The following is a 19667-nucleotide window of genomic DNA, read 5'->3' as shown; positions in this document are numbered from 1 at the left end:
GTGCTCCTGTCGGTGAGTGGCGAGCGTGGGTGCGAAGTCGTGGGCAGCCTGCTATGCCGCGTGGCCGTACGCGGCGGACTCTGCGGCCAGCGCCTGCATGTGTGCTCGCATGCCATTGTGGAGGTCGACCTGGGGCTGCCAGCCGAGGACCTCGTGGGCGCGGCCGGGGTTGGCGCGGGTTGTGAGGACGTCGCCGCTGCGCGGGTTCTCCTGGTGAACCTGGATCTCGCGCCCGGCAAGGCTGTTCGCGATGTTGATCACTTCGAGCAGGGAGGCGCTCGAACCGCCCCCGACGTTGATCACCCCGCTGGCCGTTGGGATGGTGGCCGCGGCGATGGTGGCCGCCACGGCGTCGTCGACGTAGGTGAAGTCCCGGCGCTGGTGCCCGTCCCCGTATAGCCGCAGCGGCTGGCCGGTCAGGGCGGCCGTGAGCGCCCGGTGCGTGAACATGTCGGGGCGCTGCCGGGGGCCGTAGACGGTGAAGTACCGCAGGGCGACGACGCTGGTGGGGCAGTGGGCCTGTGTGGAGTGCGCGAGGCAGAGCTGCTCCTCGGCGAGTTTGGTGACCGCGTACGGGGATGCCGGTTGAGGCCGGTCGGTCTCGATGCTCGCACCGCCGTCGGTGGGGCCGTAGACGCTGGAGGAGGAGGCCACCACGAGTCGGGGGACGCCCATACGGGTGGTGGCGTCCATGACGCGGTGGGTGGCGAAGACGTTGGAGGCGACGTACTCGCTGAACTTCGGTCCCCAGGAGGGGCGTACTCCCGGGATGCCGGCGAGGTGGAAGACGGCGTTCGCGTCGACGAGAAGCGGCTCGATCGCGCAGCTGAGGAGGTCGGCGGTGACGTGCATGTACCCCGGGAGCCCCTTCAGGATGGCGAGGTTGGCTGCGGCCGTGGGGTCGGTGGCCGGGTCGCGTCGGTCGACTCCGACGACGATGGTGCCGGCCTGGACGAGGGCGTGCACGAGGTGGGAGCCGATGAAGCCGGCGGCGCCGGTCACGACCGCCCGGCGGGGGACAGCGGTGGTCAAGTGGGATGGGAGCTGCGACACGGAGATCTCCAGGGTTCCGGGGGAGGGGCGGATTAGGTGAGGCGGGTCATAACGGTGCGGCCGTGGGTGCTGAGGGCGAGGTCGTCCTGCTCGTGCCCGCGGACGAGCGCGGTGACGGCCTCGATCGCGCCGAAGGACTCCAACAGCCGCTGCTCGGTGTGGTTCAGCGGCTGTCCGTATCCGGCGAAGAACGCAGTCCGGAGGTTCGGGGCGGCCTGCCAGCGGCGGAACTCGAGCCGGGTGAAGTCGCGGATGCGGGCGTCGCGGCGCATGTGCTCGAAGTCGCACAGTCCGAAGGCGCCCCCGAGGAGCCAGTTCCGCGGCTGGTAGTCGAGGTGGCACACGGCGCTGTCCATGAGCGTGTTCGCCAGGACATCCGCGTGGTGGCTCAGTCGGTCGCATTCGATCGTGGAGATGAGGTCGGCCTGGTCCGCGCGGCCGATCCAGTCGCGCAGTCGCTGGGCGAGTTCCGTGCCGACGGCGCCGGTACGCGGCACCGTAGTGGAGCGGTGCAGCTTGCTCAGCACGCGTCCGGCCTCGTAGTGGGCCTGCTCCTCCTCGGGTGACCCCGGTGTGACCGTGTCTGCTCGTACGCCGGGGACAGCGGTGAGCAGCAGGGTGCACGTCCGGTCCTGGCGGCCCACCACGCGGGGGACGTGGCCGCTCAGGTTGGGTGCCCAGGCGAGATAGGCGTGCAGCTCGCGGGTGTACCGGTCGCGGTCGCTGTGCTGCTTGGCGAAGAACTCGTCGCCGTCGGCGTTGACCAGGCGCAGGACGCGGGGCGGGAGCGTCGGATCGTGCACGACACGGACTGCTCCGAGCGCGCCTCGGGCCAGCTTCACGCGCGGATCGTCGTAGATCGTGATCACGAGGCGGCCTCCTGCGATAAGGCGACCAGGTGCTCGGTGTCGTTGTGGCGGTCGAGCATCCACCTTCTCTGTCCGAGGCGGTTGAGGTGGTGCTGCCAGCGGGTGATGGACCCGTGGGACACCGTGAATCCGGCCGAAGAGCCCGGCGGGATCCCCAGGAGCAGGGTGTGCGCGGCGATCACGGTCTCGCCGTGCGCGGCGAACAGGACGCGCTCGCCTTCGTGCCGGTCGATGAGTTCCTGCAGGAAGCGCCCGGCCCGCTCCAGATAGCCGTTCCAGGTGTCGGATCCAGCCGCCCAGGGCCTGTCCGGGTGGGCATGCGGCCCGCCATCGGCGGCGGTCTTCACCTCGGTCCAGAGCAGGCCATCGGCGGCGCCATGGACGGGGCCGTCGAGACGGTCGTCCGTGGACATGGGGAGTCGGAGGGCCTGGCTGATGATCTCGGCGGTCTGGCGCAGGCGGATGCGGGGGCCGGCGTACAGCGCGTCGAAGGGCTTGTCGCGGTGCTCGGCGGCCAGTCGGAACGCGACCCGTTCGACCTGGTCGTATCCGCGGTTGGTCAGCCCGGTGCAAGTGCGAGGGCCGCCGACCAGGCCGTCGACGTTGCACTGGGCCTCGCCGTGGCGGACGAAGACGAGTTCGGTGGTGATCATGCGGAACCTCGGGGGCAGGACTGGGGCGGCCAGCTGTAGCGGTAGCCGTTGCGCCCGGCGTACGGTGCGTTCAGGACGGCGTGCAGGGTGAGGAAGTCGTCGAGCCGCTCGCGATCCGTTGCGGCGAGCCGGAGGGCGTGGCGCTCGGCAGCCTCGTTGTACGCGCGCAGGGCGGAGTCGATAGCTGGGGCTGGCAGATGCCCGTGCGTCAGGATGAGTGTCGCGATCAGCTTCGCCAGGTCGTACCCCATCGGCGCCAGCGTGAGGTCGTCCGTGTCGACCGTGTAGACGTCGCCGGCTTCGGTGATGAGGAAGTTCCGGGGGTTGCTGTCCTTGTAGAAGGCGGTCGGCCCCTGGGCGGTCTGCTCCAGCAGCGACAGCATTGCGTGGAGGGCGCCCCGGTCCGGCAGGTATCCCTGCTCGAGTCTTCTTCGCAGGGCGGTCTGGCGAGGACCGATGTAGTCGCCGAAAGCGATGCCGTCCCGGAAACGGTGCGGCGTGTTCAGAGAGGCCGGCCGGAGGTCCGTGGTCCAGGCGGCTCCGTGGGCGTCGCCCAACAGCGCGGCCAGGGCCGGCAGGTCCTCGGGCCGGGCCGGGCGGCCGTCGATCCACTCGTACGTCAGACTCGTTGGCCCGACAACCGTCAGCGTCGGCAGCCGCAGCGGCTGCGCGTGCTGGGCGAGCCAGGCGTGATGGCGGGCTGCCGACGCCACCCGCTCAGGAGCCTCGTAGCGCTTGGTGAAATACCGGGGCCTCATTTCCGTCCTCCCCGTGACTGGGCGAGCACGAAGGTGACGACGGACTTGGTGGTGAGGGGCCGGTCCGGCAGGAGCTCGTGCAGGGTCGCCGTGAGCGCGTCCGCGTTGCCGTAGAGGCCGGGGGCGAGGTCGTACTTCGGGTTGGTGGCGAGGTACTCGGCGACGTGGTCGTGGCCGTCGAAGGTGAAGCTGTGTTCCTCGTGCTCCACGGCGAGTACGTCGAGCGACACGGCGGCCAGGTCGGCGAGGTTGCCGCTGTGCGCCGAGACGTAGAGGCTCTCGTGCTGCTCGGCTCGCGGGTCGAGGCCGACGGCGGCCGCCAGCTGGTCCATCTCCCGGTAGCTGTCGAGGCCCTTCGTGACGAACACGGCCAGACCGCCGGGAGCGAGTGCCCGGCCGATCTCTGCGGCCACAGCCTGCGGGCGCGGCGAGTGGTAGAGGCAGAACGCGGCGACGACGACATCGCACGACCTGGCGGACACGGGGAGACGGTGGAAGTCGCCCTGGTGGAAGATCACCGAGAGGCCGTGCAGTTGCCGGGCTCGCAGGCGAGCTTGCTCAAGCAGGGCCGGCGCGGCGTCGAGGCCGATGACGCGCCGGGGGCGGAGTTCCTTGGCGAGGGTCAGACTGCTCGTTCCGCGACCGCAGCCGAGGTCCAGGACCAATCCGAGGTGATCCGGTCGCTCGTGGTGGTCGCGGACCAGCGCGACGATGGTGTCCGGTACAGGGCGCCCGGAGGTCTTCGCCCGCATCAGCGCGCTGGACCGGCCGGCCAGCCGAGAGGCGTGCCCGTACAGATCTGCCTGCCGAGCTGGGTCCAGGAAGGGGTTGACGCCGCTCATGCCGCACCCTCCCCTTGGGGGAGCGGAGAGCTCAGCGGTGCTCGGCGGCGGCGACCTTCCGCAGCCAGCGGCGCGTCTGACGCCGGCTGGACAGCAGCACCACGTCGGCACGGCCCGAGGCGAACTCGCCGATCTTGGCCATGACCCGCGGGCGCATCTTGCGGCGGTACGTCGCCACGTACTTGATCACGCCCCAGTGGATGCGGTTGTGCACCCCGTTGCCCTTGTGTCCGGCCCCGTGCCGGATCTGGCGGGAGAAGATCCCGTACAGCGCGGACACGGTCGAGACGTCCATCAGGACCACCGTGTCGCAGGCTTCGAGCCGGATCTGCAACGTGGAGTTGTAGTTCCCGTCGATCACCCACCTCGGCTGCGCGACCTGGTCCCGCTGCAGGTCGGCGAACTTCTCCATGGGCAGTGCGTTCCACTCGTCGTCGTAGAACGCGGCGTCCAGGTGCGTCACCGGGGCGTCGAGAATCCTGCCCAGCTCGCGAGCCAGGTACGACTTGCCGCTGCCTCCGCAGCCGACGATGGCGACCTTCTTCATGGTGCTCCAGCGTAGAGGTGCTCGGGTGCCCGGTCGGACTGGCCGCCTGGGCACGTTCGGATGATCCAGACGCGGTGGCCTGGCTGCTCAGCTGCATCAGGCCGCTCCGCGTTCCAGCGCGACGACGGGCCCGACGGCCGTGTCCAAGACCGCTTCCAGCGCATCGACCTGTCGGCTCAGACGGAACAGGTCCAGGCGGTCCAGGCAGGCCGCGATCAGGTCCGCGTGCTGCTGGGTGCCGGCGATCCGCTGGAGGTGATTCAGCCGCTCGATCACCTCGACACCGGAACGGACGATCAGCTCCTCGGGCACGAAGCGGTCGGCGTGCGCGATGTCAGCAGGGGCTAGCGGGAGGCAGCCAGCGAGCACGGCCTCGAAGATCCGCTGCGTCATCTGCCCGACGGCGGCGTACCGCTCCGGCAGCATGAGCACGGTCGCCAGCGACCTGCCGTACACGCCCTGGACCGCCTCGAAGGGGAGCCTGCCGAGGAACCGGACATGCGGCCAGCGGCCGGTCCTGGTCCATTTGCCTCCGACCAGGTGGTCGAAGCGTGCGGCGGCCGGTGCGAAGAAGCGGTCGAAGTGCTCGTCGCGGTCGTACTGGTTGCCGAGGTACCCGAGGACGAGATCCCGGGGCCGCTTGGCGAGCCCGACCGGATCCGCCTCGGCGAGCAGGCGGTCGTCGACGGGGAAGAGCAGGCGGTGCGCCCCGGATGTCGGTTTGAGAGCGGCCTCGCAGACAGTGGCCTGGGGAACGCGCCGCCACACGCTCTCCGCCCGGAGCTTGCGGTCCTTGTCCCAGATCACGGTCGGCGTCTTCCTGCGCACGGTGTACCGGGTGATCAGTTCGGCCTGGCGGTGAAGGTCGCACGTGTGGCCTTCGGTACCGCATGGGGTGGTGTTGCGTCCCTCGATCGCCCAGCGCCACTCCAGGAACAGGACGTCGATGTCCGGGCTGCCGCTGTGGAAGGTGTAGGAGTTGCCCAGGTCGTCGCCGGCCTCGATCAGGTCGCGGTTGGCCTGGAGGAAGACGATCTCGTGGCCGCGGTCGACGAGAGCGTCGATCAAGGGGCGGCGGTGGCTGCGCCCCCCGTCCGGGGTGTCTGTGATCCCGTTGCCGAGGAAGCCCCAGAAGCTGTATCCGATCTTCATTTGGTGATCCACCGCCCTTCCAGCAGGAGGGCGTCGAGCCCCGAGTTGGCCAGGCAGTCGAGCGCCATCTCGGGTGTTCCGCAGATCGGCTTGCCCTTGACGTTGAGCGAGGTGTTGATCAGCACCGGTACGCCCGTGCGCCGGGCGAAGGCGCTGAAGACCTCGTGCATGAACGGGTTCTGCGAGCGCGTGACGGTCTGCAGGCGGGAGGTGCCGTTCGCGTGCACGATGGCCGGCACCAGCTCGCGCGCCTTGTCGGTGACTCCGGACGCCATCGACATGTATGGCGCCTCCTGGCCCAGAGTGAAGAACTCCGAAGCCCGCTCGGCCAGCACCATGGGGGCGAAGGGACGGAACGGTTCCCGGAACTTCACCGTGGCGTTCAGCCGCTCGATGACACCTGGCTCCCGAGGGGAGGCGAGGATCGAGCGGTTGCCGAGGGCACGGGGGCCAGCCTCGACCCGTCCTTGGAAGAGACCGACGATCAGACCGTTGGCGAGCTGCTCGGCGAGGAACTCGGCGGCCTCGCTGCCCAGCGCCTTCTCCTGGAGGCCGGGCCACGAGGTGAGGTCGAGCGCCGTTCCCTCGAAGGACGGGCCGAGGTAGCAGGCCCGGGTGACGCCGGACAGGGGCTGTCGGGCGTGGCCATCGTGGTGTACGGCGATGGCGGCGCCGATCGCGGTGCCGGCGTCGCCGGGGGCGGGCGGCACGAAGACCTCGTCGAACACGCCGGCCTCGATGATGCGGCCGATGCTCACGCAGTTGGTGGCGACGCCGCCTCCGACGCACAGGCGGCGGGAGCCGGTGACGGTCCGCGCTCGGCGGGCCAGGTGCAGCATCACCTGCTCGGTGCGCTCCTGGAGGGCCGCGGCCAGATCCCGGTGCACGTCGCGCAACGGTTCGCTCGGGTGGCGTTCGGGGCACGTCTCGTCGATGAAACGTCGGGTCGTCCTCGGGTAGCCCGAAGTCAGCACCCGCGGGGGGAAGTAGAGAGGGTTGACGGCGAAGCCCGTGGGGGTGAGGCGGACGGCCCGGGTGAACAGTGCCCGGAATCGCTTGGGGTCGCCGAGCGCGGCGAGCGCCATCACGGTGCCCTCCTCGTCACCGCGACGCCATCCCAGGTGCTCGGTCACCGCGCCGTACACGTACCCGAGCGAGGCGGGATCGTTGATCGCCTCCAGGGTGCGGGTGCGTGGACGAAGCGTGTCGTGGCCGCGGGCGATGGTCGTGGTCTGCCTCTCGCCGAGGCTGTCGACGACGAGCACAGCGGACTCGTTCCACCCGGAGGCAGCGAAGGCGGCCAGCTGGTGCGCCCGGTGGTGCAGGACGGGGGTGACGCGTGCGGCGGGGAACCGTCGGCTGATGTCGCGGACCCGGATCTGGGTGCGCATCGCCACCTTGGCGAAGCCACGGGCTCGCGACACCGCCCGGTCACGCGTGCTCGGTGACAAAGCCAGACGCAGCGCGGCCGGGGATTCGAGCAGGTAGCGGGCGGGCCGGAAGTTGTAGGCCACGGCATCGACGTCGGTGGCGGACAGCCCGGCCTCGCCGAGCAGCCACTCGACGGCATGGCTCGGGTAGTCCTTGGTGTGCTTCTTCTGGGACAGCCGCTCCTCCTCGACGAAGCCCACGAGCTGCCCGTCGACGAGCAGCGCGGCGGCGGAGTCGTGGGTGTACGAGCACAGACCGAGAATGATCGAGGGCGCCTGGTCCACGGCCGCCGTCACCGCGCACCGGCCGAGGCGTGCCCCGAAGAGGTCGTGGAGCGACGGCTCAGCTCGTCGTACCAGGCGGTCATGGCCTGGCCGAGCGGCCCGTCGATCTTGCCAGCCAGCCCCGTCGCCTGCGTCCGTCGGCCGCCCTTCCAGAGCTGGTAGCTGCGCAGGGTCTCGGACATGGTGTCCCAGCCGGCGTGCCCGGTCACGTCTCGCCCCCTGACCTGATGGAGGAGGGCGTCGAATCCCTCCCACGGTGTGGTGAGGTCCGGCATGTCGGAGCTCACGACGATCGAGGTCAACTCCTCCGCCTGGGCGAGGTGGTTCTCGTAGATGTGCAGGGAACCGACGTGGTGGTGGAAGTCGCCCAGCTCGGCGCCGATCCAGCCGGCCACCAGCTCGTGCAGGACCGTGTAGAAGAACAGGTCGTACGGCATGCCGATCCATACGTCCTGGCCGCGCATCGTCGTCGACATGTGCAGGCGGCCGTCACGCAGGTAGAAGCGGAAGCCGAGCGTGCAGGGCACGTCCTTGTGCCCGGCGGCGTCCCGGGCCGGGTCGTAGAGCTGGATCAGGGCCCGGCGGGAGTCCGGGTCCTCCTTGAGGATCTCCACGACGCGGGCCAGCTGGTCCACCGTGCCCGTCCACTTCCGCATCCGCGGGCCATAGGCGCCGCGCAGGACTCCGTCGTCGGCGTACTGCCGGAGCTTCGCGTTGTAGTCGAAGATCCACGGCTCGTCCGAGCCGGAGAGGATCCACACGGTCTCGGCCACCGCGAACGCGGGATTCAGGATCCTGGACGGCGGCGCGTACAGCAGGCGGGCCCGCGGACGGGTCAGCCGCATGTGGACGTCGAGGACCTCACGAGTCGCCATGCCGCGCGGGCTGACGCTCTCGCCGGACTTGGCCAGGGCGACGGCACCGACGAAGAGCTCGGCGATGCTGTCGGCGGTCAGGGATGTCATCGGGCGGAGACTCCTTCGTTTCCGAGGTGTTCGAGCTGATGGCCGGAGGCGCGGCTGACGATGAGTTGCGCGACCAGGGCGGCGCTGTCGCCGCCCCAGCGGCACACCGCGTCCGCCGAGCCGGGTTCGGCAGTCGCGGGCGGCTTGTTGGGTGCGGAGAGCGCGTCGGCGACGTCCCCGGCGGTGGTGCAGCGTCGCGCGAGGCCGTGAGCGGCGAGCCCCAGCGTGCGTTCGTCGGCGGTGCCGATCTCCAGGACCGGCACGCCCAACAGGGCGGCCTCGATGCCGCACGTCGAATAGGCGCTCGCCACGACGTCGGCGCCGGCGAGACAACCCCGCGCCCCTACCTGCGGATCGGCGACGGCCACGAGCGGCCCTCCGTCCCGCTGCAACAGCGAGGCGAACACCTCCGGGCTCTGTGCCGGGTGCGGGGCGATGACCAGTCCCCATTCGCCCTCGGCCTTCCACATCCCGTCCAGGAGGGGGTCGGCGTGGGCCTTGAGCCGGTCGGGACCGAAGGGCTGGCAGGCCCAGACCATGATCCGGTCCGGGCCCCGCCCGGATCCGGGGACCAGCAGCTTCTCGAGGTACTGCCTCTGGGCTTCCCGCCCGAGGCCGGCGAGAACGTCGAAGCGGGGCTGCCCCAGCACGTGGACCTCGGCGTCCGGGTGCCGCGCCCACGCCTTGGCGAGCGGAGCATCGCGATCGCCCATGACGACGATGTCCCGGCTGTGCAGCGCGGGCCACGCGGCCGATTCCGCAGTCCAGGCCCCGTGCTGCACATGGACCGTGTTCACGCCATTGAGATCGGCCAGGTGGACGGCGAGCGCGCCGACGGGGCTGGTGTCGTTGCTGACGAGCAGCGTGTGCGGGCGAGACGCCTGCAGGACGCCACGCAGCCACGTCTCCAGACGAACCACGGAGCGCCACGAGGGCTGGGTGCATCCACCGCTGGTCTCCAGCAGGACGGCCAGGAGACGGACCAGACGCGAGAGCCGGACGACGTGCTCCCCCACCTGGACGACATACTCCTCGTCCCACAGCTGCAGGCGCTCCACGGCTCCGGACAGAGCGAAGAGGCCAGGAGGAGGCGTAACGAGCCTGATGCCCTCGACGGCTGGGGTGTCGCAGCGTTGCGCCGGGTCCGTGGCGAGATCGACGAGGAGACTCGTCCGGCCACTGCGCGCCAGGTCTTCGAGCACCGGCAGCAGAGTGGCCGCATGGCGGGACGACCACGAGAGCGCGACGACACCGGTGCGCGGCAGCGCCGACGGGGGAGGGCTCGGCACCGTGGTCTCGACGCGCACCGACTGCAGGTCGTGCAGCTGCGCCGTACGGAATGGGTTGTACAACGCGGTTGCCCCGAGCAGATACGCGATGCCGGACCACGTGACTGTGTAGGCGCGGTACTCCCGGGAACTGCTCTCGCGAAGCCCGACGAGTCCCTCGTGCGGAGCGATCTTCAGCGGGCCGGGCGTCTCCCTGAATGGCTCCCAGGCGCTGAGAGCCATCAGCTTGCGTACGACGTGCGCCACCAGGCGACGGACCGGTACGTGCTGCACGTACAGCCACCCGGCCCCGCCCGGCGTCGTCCTGAGAGAGGCCCCGTACCACTGCAGTGCGTCCATGACGCGCTCGACGAGCTCTTCCTGCTCCTCAGCGTCCAGAGGCAGAGCCTCCAGCTCGCTCGCGGTGATCCGGTCGGACGCCATAGTCGCGAACGAGCCTTCACCGACCAGTGCCCACGCGGGCTGTCCGTCGACGTCGGTCCGCGCCAGACCGTGAACATGGCGAGAGGGCGTGGTCACAACAGACTCCCTTCGAGGAAGGGGCCCGGGGAAAGGAGCCTCAGCAGGTCCTTCGGGGACTCGGCGACCACGGGGGAGGGGGAACCCGGGCATCCGTATCCCCAGCCGGCGTGAACGTACGGGACTCCGGCGCGGCGGGCGGCTTCCTGGTCGACCGCCATGTCGCCCACGTACACGGTGTCGGCGGGATCGACACCCAGGTCGGTCAGGGCGAGGAGGACCGGGTCCGGAGCGGGCTTGCCGCGACCACCCCCGTTCGGCGTGCGCACCGTGGAGAACGGGCAGCCGAGGTTGGTCAGGAGGGGGGCCGCCCGCTCCAAGGGCTTGGACGTGACGATGCCGAGGAGCCAGCCGGCGGCGACGAAGGCGTGCAGGACCTCCACGGCGCCGTCGAACTTGCGGGCGAGGTGGGACGCCTCGATCGACGCCGCTTCGTACGCGCGGTGGAGCCGCTCGGACTCGGTGAGTCCGAGCCGTTCCATGATGTTGGCAAAAGGTCGGCCGAGGTGGCGCTCGTACTCCTCGAAAGGTACGTCGAGACCGTGCTCGGTCAGGACTTGATGCCATGCGCGCTCCATGATCGGGCGGGTGTCGAGGAGTACGCCGTCGAGGTCGAGGAGTAGCGCCTTCGGATGTAAAGGCGAGGGCGGGAGCAGGGCGGACATGAGGTATCTCCGGTGAACGGGATCAGGGGGCGATGGAGCTCTCGGGACGTTGCACGAAGGCGATGACCCGCTTGCCGCTTCCGTCCTGCTTGGGACATGCGGTCCAGGCGTCGGCCAGGGCGGATACGAGGAGCAGGCCGCGTCCGCCGGTCGCGTAGGGGGAGGCGATCCGTGGGACGGGGGGCTCGGGGGAGTTGTCCTCTACTTCGATCCCCACGACGTCCGCCTGGAGGGCGAGCGTCAGCGTGATCTCCTCAAGGTTCCTGTCCGCCGCACTCGGCCAGTTGTCAGGTTCGGCAGGCCGGCGACCGTGCTGTTCGGCATTCGTCGTGAGCTCGCTGACGATCAGCACGGTTTCGTCCAGGAGGTCTTCGACTCCCCAGGCAATCAGGGCCGCGCGGGTGAAGGACCGGGCGCGACTCGGCGCCAGCTCGTCCCCGGGCAGTGTGAGGCTCGTCCGATGCTCGGGGGCGTCGATCGTGCTGCCCAGGTTTCCGATTCGTTCCATGATCGCCTTCTCACAGGTCGTACCTCAGCCCTTGAGGGAAGCGCCCGGTTGTCGCGTCGCAGCGCGCGAACCGGCCGCCCGCTTTTCCGCAATGAGCGAATGAGGGCCTTGGCATGCGTCGTTCGGATACGGTGTGATCAGCTCGTACCGACGATGAAAACGGCCGGGCGGCCTCGCCGGGAGACTTCGCATGGGGCCCCGTGCGCTGGCCCCTCTGGCCCCATCCAGCTGGAGGCGGAGCCGTCGGAAGTACCCGCAAGGCGGGCAGGAGTTCACGAGGGGGAGGCATGGGGCAGCAGCCGAGCGAGCTGACGCCGGACGCCGGCCCGTGGCACCGATGGGGCTACGAATTACGCCAGTTCCGGGAAGCCCGCGGACTGTCGCAGCAGGCACTCGCCCGCAAGGCACTGGTCGACCGCTCCCATCTGGGGCGGTTTGAACGTGCCGAACGCCCCGTCCCCCGCCATGCCGCAGTTGCGCTCGACGAGGCTCTCGACGCTGCCGGGGCGTTGGTCCGTCTCTGGGACTGGGCCGAGGGCGCACAGCCCCAGGTGCGTCCCGCCCCCGTGTCCAGAACCGTGACACAAGTCCATGGGGCCAATGCGCGGAGCCATGGGGCCAGCGCCCCAGAGGCCCTGGCCTTCGGGGCGTTCGGGCAGGCAGGCTCGGTCGACGACGACACGGACACGGTCGTCGTCCCTGCCCGCATCCACGGAAGGATCCTCTTCGTGCCCGTTCCTCGTCGTGTCGTTCTCGCTTCCGGGCTCGCCGGCCTTGCCGCGACCGCGCTCCCGGCTCCGACAGTGGCGACCGCGGTCGAGGTCGCCGACATGGGATCCCCCGTCGAGCACTTCGCACGCCTTCGCCGCGTGATGATCCAGACCGACAACCTCATGGGCCCCCGGCACGTGCTGCCCGCGCTGGAGCAGCAGCTTGTCGCGCTTTCCGCGCGGCGTCGGGCAGCCCGTGGTGCTGACGCGGCCGACCTTCTGGCCCTGGAGACGCGGTACGAGGAGCTGGCCGGCTGGTTCGCCCAGGACATCGGTGACGATCGCGCTGCATACGGCCATACGGCGAAGGCGCTCGACGCCTCCCATGTCACCGGCGACACCGATCTCACCGCGTACATCCTCGCGCGCAAGGCCCAGCTCGCTGTTGATACCGGCCATCCCGCCGACGGCCTGGGCCTCGCCGCTGCCGCCCGGCGCACAGCCCGGCCGGGCAGTCGGCTCGAAGTCATCGCAGTCCTCCACGAGGCGCACGCGCACGCGGTACTCGGTGAAGGCACCGAAGCTCACCGCGCATACGAGACCGCCCTCACCCTGCTGGGCCGTGCGGACGTCGACGGAGTCTGGGGCTCGTGGCTCGATGAGGCGTATATCAGGACTGCCCGTGCCCGTTCCCTTGCCGCACTGGGGGATTACGAGCGGGCCGCCGTTGGCTTCGACAGCGCGATCGCGGCGCTGCCGGCGATGTATCGGCGCGATCGAGGGGTCTACCTGGCCCGGGCAGCGCGTGCCCACGCGGGCACCGGAAACATGACGCTGGCAGCCAGGATCGGTACGCAGGCTGTTGGGATCGCGGCCGAAACCGGGTCCGCCCGGATCATCGGTCAGCTGGGTCGGCTCGACCTGGTGCTTGCCCCTGCGGCGGGTGACGAAGGCGTTGCCGAGTTCCGGGCCGCGCTCGACCGCATCGTGCTACACCCTGCTTGATCTGCTCACCCATGGAGTTCTCCGTGTCTCGCCCTTACGTCCTTCTGTCCGCTGCGGTCTCCATCGACGGCTTCCTCGACACCCGCCCCGGTGAAGACCGGCTCATGCTGTCCAACCCGGAAGACTTCGACCGCGTCGACTCCGTCCGCGCCTCCGTTGACGCGATCCTCGTCGGCGCCGGCACCCTCCGCGCCGACAACCCCCGCCTCCTCGTGAACTCCGAGGAGCGCCGCGCGGCCCGGGTCGCCGCCGGCCGGCCGGAGTACCCGTTGAAGGTCACGATCACCGGCACCGGGGACCTGGACCCGAATTGGAAGTTCTGGCATCACGGAGGAGAGAAGCTCGTGCTTGCCGTCGGCCAGGAAGCCGGTGGGAAGGCGCGGGCGGCGCTCGGTGACCTGGCCGAGATCGTCGTCGTCCCCACCGAGCACACCTGGCCTGTCGCGCTGGATGTACTCGGTGGGTCCCACGGGATCCACCGCCTCATGGTCGAGGGCGGCGGCACCATCCACACCCAACTGCTCGAGCAAGCGCTCGCCGATGAGCTCCACCTCGTGATCGCCCCGCTCCTCGTCGGCCAGTCCGACGCCGTAAGGATGCTCGGCCCCGGGCACTATCTGGGCGGCCCCACTGCCCGCCTCCGGCTCCTGGAGACCCGCCAGATCGGCGACGTGGTACTTCTGAGGTACGCACCCAAGGACATCTCGACGGAGCCCCAATGAGCAACACCCCCTTCTCCGCCGGCGCCCCGGGCCCCGGCCGCGCACCCAACGCCGCGGACCGGGCCTGGCTCGCCCTTGCCTGCGAACTCGCGGCTCTTTGCCCGCCCTCGACGACCGCCTTCAGCGTGGGCGCGGTCATCGTCGCCGCCGACGGGACCGAACTGACCCGCGGCTACTCCCGCGAGAACGACCCCCACGACCACGCCGAGGAAGCCGCCCTCGCCAAGCTCCCCGCCGACGATCCCCAACTCGCCACCGCCACGATCTACAGCTCCCTCGAACCCTGCGCCAAACGCGCCTCCCGGCCTCACCCGTGCGCCCAGCTCATCCGCGATGCCGGCATCCGCCGCGTCGTCACAGCCTGGCGCGAGCCCGACACCTTCGTTCCCGGCGCAGAAGGTACCGAGCTCCTGGAGGGCGCAGGCGTCACGGTCATCGAACTGCCCGAGTTCGCGGACGCCGCCAAGGTGCCCAACCGCCATCTGCTCTGAACCGAGGTGCCGAAGGCGCGGTCTGCGGCCGCCTCGCTCGTGCGGCCCGTGACGGAGCCCGTGCGGTGAGGGGTGCCAATGTTGTGGTGATCGCCTGGACGAGCGCGGTCTCAGGCCGCAGGTAAGTGCGCCGACGAGGCGCGAATGGTGTGCCGTATGTCACATGGGTTGTGTGTGCGGGTGTGCTGCGGGAGGGATTGCGCCTGCTCAGAGGTGCTCACCCGCCTTCTCGATCTTGCGTTGCGTGGCCGCCTGGGTGCGGTCCGTAAACTTTCTGGGTGCGCGCATGAGTGTTCGGGCGCCGATTTCGCTTAAGTGATCGGTGGGAGAGCAACACGCCCTCCGGCACCGGGAGTTGGTGCCCGTCCCTCGATAAGGAAGTACCCGTGACCACTGTTGTGCTGCTCTGCCCGCGCGACGCGGGAGGCCCGTGTGCGTGACGTGACCGGGCCCGACCCGGGCCGTGCCGGCGGCGTACACACGACGTTTCCGCTGCCGCTCGACTTTGAGGCATTCGTCCTCAGTCACCAGGAGTTCTTTCACCTCTACGCCGAACTCCACTGCGGTAGCCGTACGACGGCCGAGGATGTCGTGCACGAGGTCTTCCTGGAGATCCTGACCTCCTGGGAAGGCCTGCTCCAAGAGGATGAGCTGGAGCGCCGGATCCTCGCGGTGTTGCACCGGCATGTGGCCAGGCGCCTCGCCCGGGAAGGGCGTGACCCCGCGTACGTCATCAACGGTCCGATCGGCCAGAACCTGCGTGCACTGCGTGGCGAACTGGAGTTCGCCCCGAGCCGGATCGGCTTGTACGAGGCGATCTCCGAACTGCCGGTACGCCAGTACACGGTGATCGTGATGCGGTTCCTGATGGGGTACTCCACCAAGCAGGTCGCCCGGTACATGCACATCGATGAGCGCACCGTGAACCACCACTGCCGCCGGGCCAAGGAACGCCTGGGCAGGAAGCTGGGCCTGCCCACCCGTGCCGCGGCCCGGCAGAAGGAAGGCCAGTAGTGACCCGCACCATCGACGACCTCCTGGAAGATGCAGCGGTCCCCGTCGCGGGGAACCCTCGCTTCGACGTCGGCGCCGCCCTGCGCCGACTCGCCGCGGACGCCGGCCGCAGCTCGGCATCGCCGTCCACCCACCTCGTCGGCGCCGCCCGGGCGGGCCGGCAGCTTTCGACCGTGTGCCGGTGGGCGATCAACGCCCCCAGTGCCCCGGCCGACATCAGTCGCCTCGCCGACGCCCCCACCCGTGGTACCCAGGGTGAGTTCGACGAGGACGGCGCCGCCGTTTTCGCCTGCCTGCTCTTCCTCACCAGCCACCCCGAGAGCGCCCAGTTCTGGTGGCAGCTGTCGGCAGGTGCCGGAAACCGGATTGCCGCCTACTGCCTCCATCTGCACCACCTCGCCCTCGGAGAGCACCGCGAAGCCGCCCACTGGCGGCACGAGGTCACCACCGCCACCACCGAAGGCGGTGGAATCGACGAAGTCCTCCTGGACTGCCTGAGCGCGGTGGCCTCCTACGTCAGGAAGAACGGCTCCGTCGGCAGCACACCCCCCACCGGACAGCTGGAGATGGAGGTCGACCGGCTCGCCGACGACGACGGTGGCATAACCGGCCCGCCCGACCGGCGCCTGGCCGATCGGCTGCGCGAGTTCGCCAACCGCTGATCCACCGAAGCACCCGCACGTTACCCACAGCGAAGGGAGCCCTCCGGGCACCGCAGTGCCCGGAGGGCTCCCTTTCGCATCCCCGAGGAAGGGACCGACCGTGACCACCACCCCCACTTCGCCCGCCCGGCCCGGTACGCTGCGGACCCGCCGCGGTCTGTTCCGCTGGGGCCGCCGACAGCGCCGTGCCGCCGCCGGCCACTTCGTACGCGGCCTCAGCTACGGCGCCGGCATCACCGCTGCGAGCGCTGCCGGCTACTGGCTCCAGCAACTTTGGTGACTGTCCCCATGGATGCCCGTTCGCCTCGCCGGGTCCGGGTTTGTACGGCCGGGCCTCGTTCGGCCTGCTGCGAACCCGGATTCTCAGTCAGCCCTGAGCAGGCACTATGGGGCCATGGAGCCTGATCTGGAGACCCTGACCGTGAAGCTGTGGCGTGCCGATGCTGTCGTGTTGTTCGACTGGCTGATGACCACGGACCTCGATTCGGTTCCCGTGACCCACCCGGCACAGAAGCAGGCGCTGGCTGATCTTCTGTCCCGGTTCGAGTGGGCAGCCGACAGTGATGTCACCGGCTCGACCGCAGAGGAGATCGCAGCCGCCCAGGAGGCCGTCGCCAAAGACATGGGCTGGTAGCCGACCTGGCCGGCTCGCAGGCACCGGGTGCCGCACCCAGCCTTGCACTTCACGGAACTCCGGAGAGTCTTGAACTTCCCCACCCGGCGCTCGCAGGTTCCCCAGACCTGCTCACCTTGTTTCCCTGTTCATGGTGTGCTGGCCTGCGGACGATGCCGGGCGGACGAGCGGAATGCGCGGGCCTGTTGAGAGGCGATTACCGCAGAGTGAGGTCTTGCGCAGGCGGGTGAGGATTCTGCGGCCCTGCCGGTGAGTACCCGTGCTCATGCCTGAGCGGTACCCGTGGTCCACCGTGGAGATCACCAACGGACCGACCCGAGGAAGCAACCGATGCCGACTGCGTCCCACCCCCGCCGCGTCCCGCGCCTGCGCCGACTCCTTGCGCTCGCTTCGGGCAACTGGGTCGCCCGGGGCTATCTGGCGGTATTCGCCGTCTCCTTCACAGTCATGTTCCTCTTCCCGGAGAGCGCCTTCGCAGGGAGCTCTCTGCTGCTGACGGCGCCCCTCTCCTTCCTGTGCGTGTTCCTCCCTCTCGACCCCGGCGCCGAGCTCGACGGGGCTGCCGACGTGACGGCGGTCGCGGTCTTCGCCGTATGGCTCCTGCTGTGCACCCTCGTGAACGCTGCCGTGCTCGGCGCCCTCGCCGCGAGGACCGCGACCGCCACATCGGCCGGCGCGCGTGAGCCCCTCCCGGACGTCGCGGACCCGGCTGAGCGGAAGAGAGCGGAAGAGAACAGACATGACGGACCCTGCGGGCACCCGCCCGCAGAGGGTTCTGGCCTTGCTGGCGCCCGCGGTGGACAACTGGCTGGCGCGTGGATACCTCGCCGTCGTCGCGGTGGCGCTGGGCTTCTTCCTGTGCGCCGCGTTCGTGCTGCCGGATCCCGGATTCGCCGGCATCTGGCCGCTCATGGCCACGGCGCCGTTCAGCATCCTCGCGATGGCGGTGTCGTCGCCCGTTGAGTACTACTCCTCGATCGGCTGGTTGAGCCCGTTGGTCTTCTCCATCGGGGTGGCACTGTCCGGGCTGGTCAACGCCGTGCTGCTCGGCCTGCTCGCACGCAGGCTGCGGGCGCGGGAACCGCGCCCGGCCGCCTGAGCCAAGCGCCGGATCAGCCGGCCGGACCAAAGGCGTGCCGCCTGAAGAGGCGCATACCGCACCACGGAGTCCGGGGATCCACCAGCAGGGCGCGAGTGATTTCCGATCCTCATCAACCTTCCGCCTTTGCCGCGAGGTCCAGCCGTTGGTGGCAGCGGATCCTTGCCCGGTCCTGCGTGAACTTCCGCTCCCGGAGGAGGGCGCGGGGCGTTTCGTCCAGGGCGATGGTCCGCTCGCTGTCCCCTTGGGCGGGCGGCCGAGCCGGGGGCGTGCGGGTGCCGGGTCAGGCTTCCACGGCGGCGGGGGTGGTGTCCGGCGCGGCGGTGCGTGTGCCGGAGGTGGGTGTGATGGTGGTCAGGTCGCGGCCGCGGGTCTCCTTGGCGACGAGGAGGGTGATGACGGTGATGGCGCTGGCGATGGTCAGGTAGAGGGAGATCGGGGTGGAGCTGCCGTACGACTTGAGCAGCGCGACGGCGATCAGCGGTGCGGGGGCGCCGGCGGCGAGTGAGGCGAACTGGGCGCCGATGGACGCACCGGAGTAGCGCATCCGGGTGCCGAACAGTTCGGAGACGAAGGCGGCCTGCGGGCCGTACATCGCGGCGTGGAAGACCAGGCCGACGGTGACCGCGAGGAGGATCATCGGGAAGCTCTTGGTGCCGACCAGGGTGAAGAAGGGCCAGGCCCACACGCCCATGCCGATCGCGCCGAACAGGTAGACCGGCTTGCGGCCGATCCGGTCGGAGAGGGCGCCGAAGGCGGGGATGAGGGCGAACTCGATGGTGGCGGCGATGAGGACGGCGTTGAGGGCGGTCTTCTGGCTGAGCTTGAGGACGGCGACGCAGTAGGTGATGACGAAGGTGCCGATCACGTAGAAGGAGATGTTCTCGGCGATGCGTACACCCATGGCGACCAGAACGTCCCGCCAGTGGTGGCGCAGCACCGCCAGCAGCGGGGTGGACTCCTTGACGCCTTCGGCCTTGCGTGCGTCCGCCTCGGCGAGGGCCTGCTGAAAGACCGGGGACTCCTCGATCGAGAGCCGCATCCACAGGCCGGTGCCGAGCAGGGCGGCGGACAGCAGGAACGGGATGCGCCAGCCGTAGGCGAGGATCGTGTCGGCGCCCCAGACGTCGGTGAGCACGGTCAGCGCGCCGGCGGCGAGGACGAAGCCGAGGGCCGCGCCGCCCTGGGGCCAGGAGGACCAGAAGCCACGGCGCTTGGGGTTGCCGCGCTCGGAGATCAGCAGGACCGCGCCGCCCCATTCGCCGCCGAGGGCGAAGCCCTGAACGATGCGCAGCGCGGTGAGCAGGAGGGGTGCCGCGATGCCGATGGTGGAGTAGGTGGGGATGCAGCCGATGAGGGTGGTGGCGCCGCCCATCATGACGAGGCTGAGGATCAGGAGCTTCTTGCGGCCGATCCGGTCGCCGTAGTGGCCGAAGACGAGTGCGCCGATGGGGCGGGCGGCGAAGCCGATGGTGTAGGTGAGGAAGGAGAGCAGGGTGCCGGTGAGCGGGTCGGAGTCGGGGAAGAAGAGCGGGGCGAAGATGGTGGCGGAGGCGAGGGTGTAGAGGAAGAAGTCGTACCACTCGATGGTGGTGCCGATGAGGCTGGCGCCGACGACGCCGGCGAGCCGCTCGGATCTGGCGCTGCCGGTGGTGGCGGGAGTGGTGGAGTCGGACACGGGTGTCACCGTCTCGGGTCGGGGATGTGAGCGGGTGGGGGGTGGGGCCTGCCCGGAGTCCCGCGCCACCCGCGAGGAGCCTGAACGATGACGTACGCCAGCAGCGCCCGGCACCCC

Annotated in this window: 19 protein-coding genes and 1 pseudogene; 7 read left to right on the top strand and 13 right to left on the bottom strand. The window is 70.0% G+C overall.

Annotation, left to right across the window (positions count from 1 at the left end; genetic code table 11):
- Window positions 1–51 precede the first annotated feature (51 nt).
- The 12 genes from AB0C73_RS05235 to AB0C73_RS05180 form a co-directional block, all read right to left on the bottom strand.
- Window positions 52–1032 (bottom strand): NAD-dependent epimerase/dehydratase family protein, encoded by a 981-nt coding sequence (locus AB0C73_RS05235; protein ID WP_362524793.1) that lies wholly within the window; start codon window positions 1030–1032, stop codon window positions 52–54.
- A 53-nt stretch (window positions 1033–1085) separates the two neighbouring features.
- The gene (locus AB0C73_RS05230) at window positions 1086–1922 is read right to left on the bottom strand and encodes an aminoglycoside phosphotransferase family protein (protein ID WP_362524791.1); all 837 of its coding nucleotides are present in this window, start codon (window positions 1920–1922) and stop codon (window positions 1086–1088) included.
- Complete coding sequence (locus tag AB0C73_RS05225; protein WP_362524788.1) at window positions 1919–2575, bottom strand: histidine phosphatase family protein; 657 nt, start codon at window positions 2573–2575, stop codon at window positions 1919–1921. Before AB0C73_RS05225 ends, AB0C73_RS05230 begins: the two co-directional genes overlap by 4 nt.
- On the bottom strand, window positions 2572–3333 hold the full coding sequence (locus tag AB0C73_RS05220; RefSeq protein ID WP_362524785.1) for a phosphotransferase: 762 nt from the start codon (window positions 3331–3333) through the stop codon (window positions 2572–2574). The genes AB0C73_RS05225 and AB0C73_RS05220 overlap by 4 nt, the downstream gene beginning before the upstream one ends.
- Window positions 3330–4175, bottom strand: a complete 846-nt coding sequence (locus tag AB0C73_RS05215; RefSeq protein WP_362524783.1) for a methyltransferase domain-containing protein — start codon at window positions 4173–4175, stop codon at window positions 3330–3332. Before AB0C73_RS05215 ends, AB0C73_RS05220 begins: the two co-directional genes overlap by 4 nt.
- 31 nt (window positions 4176–4206) lie before the next feature.
- Window positions 4207–4722, bottom strand: coding sequence for a topology modulation protein (locus AB0C73_RS05210; RefSeq protein ID WP_362524781.1), 516 nt, complete (start codon window positions 4720–4722; stop codon window positions 4207–4209).
- Between the two features lie 96 nt (window positions 4723–4818).
- Window positions 4819–5874 carry a hypothetical protein gene (locus tag AB0C73_RS05205; RefSeq protein WP_362524780.1) on the bottom strand — a complete coding sequence of 352 codons (1056 nt, stop codon included), beginning with the start codon at window positions 5872–5874 and terminating at the stop codon, window positions 4819–4821.
- A complete protein-coding gene (locus AB0C73_RS05200; RefSeq protein ID WP_362524778.1) occupies window positions 5871–7589 on the bottom strand; it encodes a carbamoyltransferase C-terminal domain-containing protein in 1719 nt (572 codons plus the stop codon). Before AB0C73_RS05200 ends, AB0C73_RS05205 begins: the two co-directional genes overlap by 4 nt.
- Window positions 7590–7597: 8 nt before the next feature.
- Window positions 7598–8554: a thymidylate synthase gene (locus AB0C73_RS05195; RefSeq protein WP_362524775.1), complete on the bottom strand. Its 957-nt coding sequence runs from the start codon at window positions 8552–8554 to the stop codon at window positions 7598–7600.
- Window positions 8551–10362 carry a hypothetical protein gene (locus AB0C73_RS05190; RefSeq protein WP_362524774.1) on the bottom strand — a complete coding sequence of 604 codons (1812 nt, stop codon included), beginning with the start codon at window positions 10360–10362 and terminating at the stop codon, window positions 8551–8553. The genes AB0C73_RS05195 and AB0C73_RS05190 overlap by 4 nt, the downstream gene beginning before the upstream one ends.
- Window positions 10359–11027: an HAD family hydrolase gene (locus AB0C73_RS05185; protein ID WP_362524772.1), complete on the bottom strand. Its 669-nt coding sequence runs from the start codon at window positions 11025–11027 to the stop codon at window positions 10359–10361. Before AB0C73_RS05185 ends, AB0C73_RS05190 begins: the two co-directional genes overlap by 4 nt.
- Before the next feature lie 22 nt (window positions 11028–11049).
- Window positions 11050–11535, bottom strand: coding sequence for an ATP-binding protein (locus tag AB0C73_RS05180; RefSeq protein ID WP_362524770.1), 486 nt, complete (start codon window positions 11533–11535; stop codon window positions 11050–11052).
- A gap of 287 nt (window positions 11536–11822) precedes the next feature.
- On the opposite strand from AB0C73_RS05180, the gene AB0C73_RS05175 reads away from it, so the two are divergent.
- The 7 genes and pseudogenes from AB0C73_RS05175 to AB0C73_RS05145 all read left to right on the top strand — a co-directional run bounded on the left by AB0C73_RS05175 (window position 11823) and on the right by AB0C73_RS05145 (window position 17872).
- Window positions 11823–13250, top strand: a complete 1428-nt coding sequence (locus AB0C73_RS05175; RefSeq protein ID WP_362524767.1) for a helix-turn-helix transcriptional regulator — start codon at window positions 11823–11825, stop codon at window positions 13248–13250.
- A 23-nt stretch (window positions 13251–13273) separates the two neighbouring features.
- Window positions 13274–14463 (top strand): annotated as a pseudogene (locus AB0C73_RS05170) (dihydrofolate reductase family protein).
- A gap of 432 nt (window positions 14464–14895) precedes the next feature.
- The gene (locus tag AB0C73_RS05165) at window positions 14896–15477 is read left to right on the top strand and encodes a sigma-70 family RNA polymerase sigma factor (protein ID WP_362524766.1); all 582 of its coding nucleotides are present in this window, start codon (window positions 14896–14898) and stop codon (window positions 15475–15477) included.
- Window positions 15477–16139, top strand: a complete 663-nt coding sequence (locus AB0C73_RS05160; protein WP_362524764.1) for a hypothetical protein — start codon at window positions 15477–15479, stop codon at window positions 16137–16139. The genes AB0C73_RS05165 and AB0C73_RS05160 overlap by 1 nt, the downstream gene beginning before the upstream one ends.
- A gap of 100 nt (window positions 16140–16239) precedes the next feature.
- On the top strand, window positions 16240–16419 hold the full coding sequence (locus tag AB0C73_RS05155) for a hypothetical protein (protein ID WP_362524762.1): 180 nt from the start codon (window positions 16240–16242) through the stop codon (window positions 16417–16419).
- 114 nt (window positions 16420–16533) lie between these two features.
- Window positions 16534–16773 carry a hypothetical protein gene (locus tag AB0C73_RS05150; RefSeq protein WP_362524761.1) on the top strand — a complete coding sequence of 80 codons (240 nt, stop codon included), beginning with the start codon at window positions 16534–16536 and terminating at the stop codon, window positions 16771–16773.
- Between the two features lie 739 nt (window positions 16774–17512).
- Window positions 17513–17872: a hypothetical protein gene (locus AB0C73_RS05145; protein ID WP_362524759.1), complete on the top strand. Its 360-nt coding sequence runs from the start codon at window positions 17513–17515 to the stop codon at window positions 17870–17872.
- A gap of 283 nt (window positions 17873–18155) precedes the next feature.
- Here AB0C73_RS05145 and AB0C73_RS05140 read toward each other — a convergent pair whose 3' ends face one another.
- A complete protein-coding gene (locus AB0C73_RS05140) occupies window positions 18156–19550 on the bottom strand; it encodes an MFS transporter (protein WP_362524757.1) in 1395 nt (464 codons plus the stop codon).
- Between the last annotated feature and the right edge of the window lie 117 nt (window positions 19551–19667).

It is taken from the genome of Streptomyces sp. NPDC048623, from assembly GCF_040650755.1.
Lineage (GTDB): Bacteria > Actinomycetota > Actinomycetes > Streptomycetales > Streptomycetaceae > Streptomyces.
The sequence above is the reverse complement of the archived record's forward strand: the minus strand, read 5'-3'. Positions and strand labels throughout refer to the sequence as shown.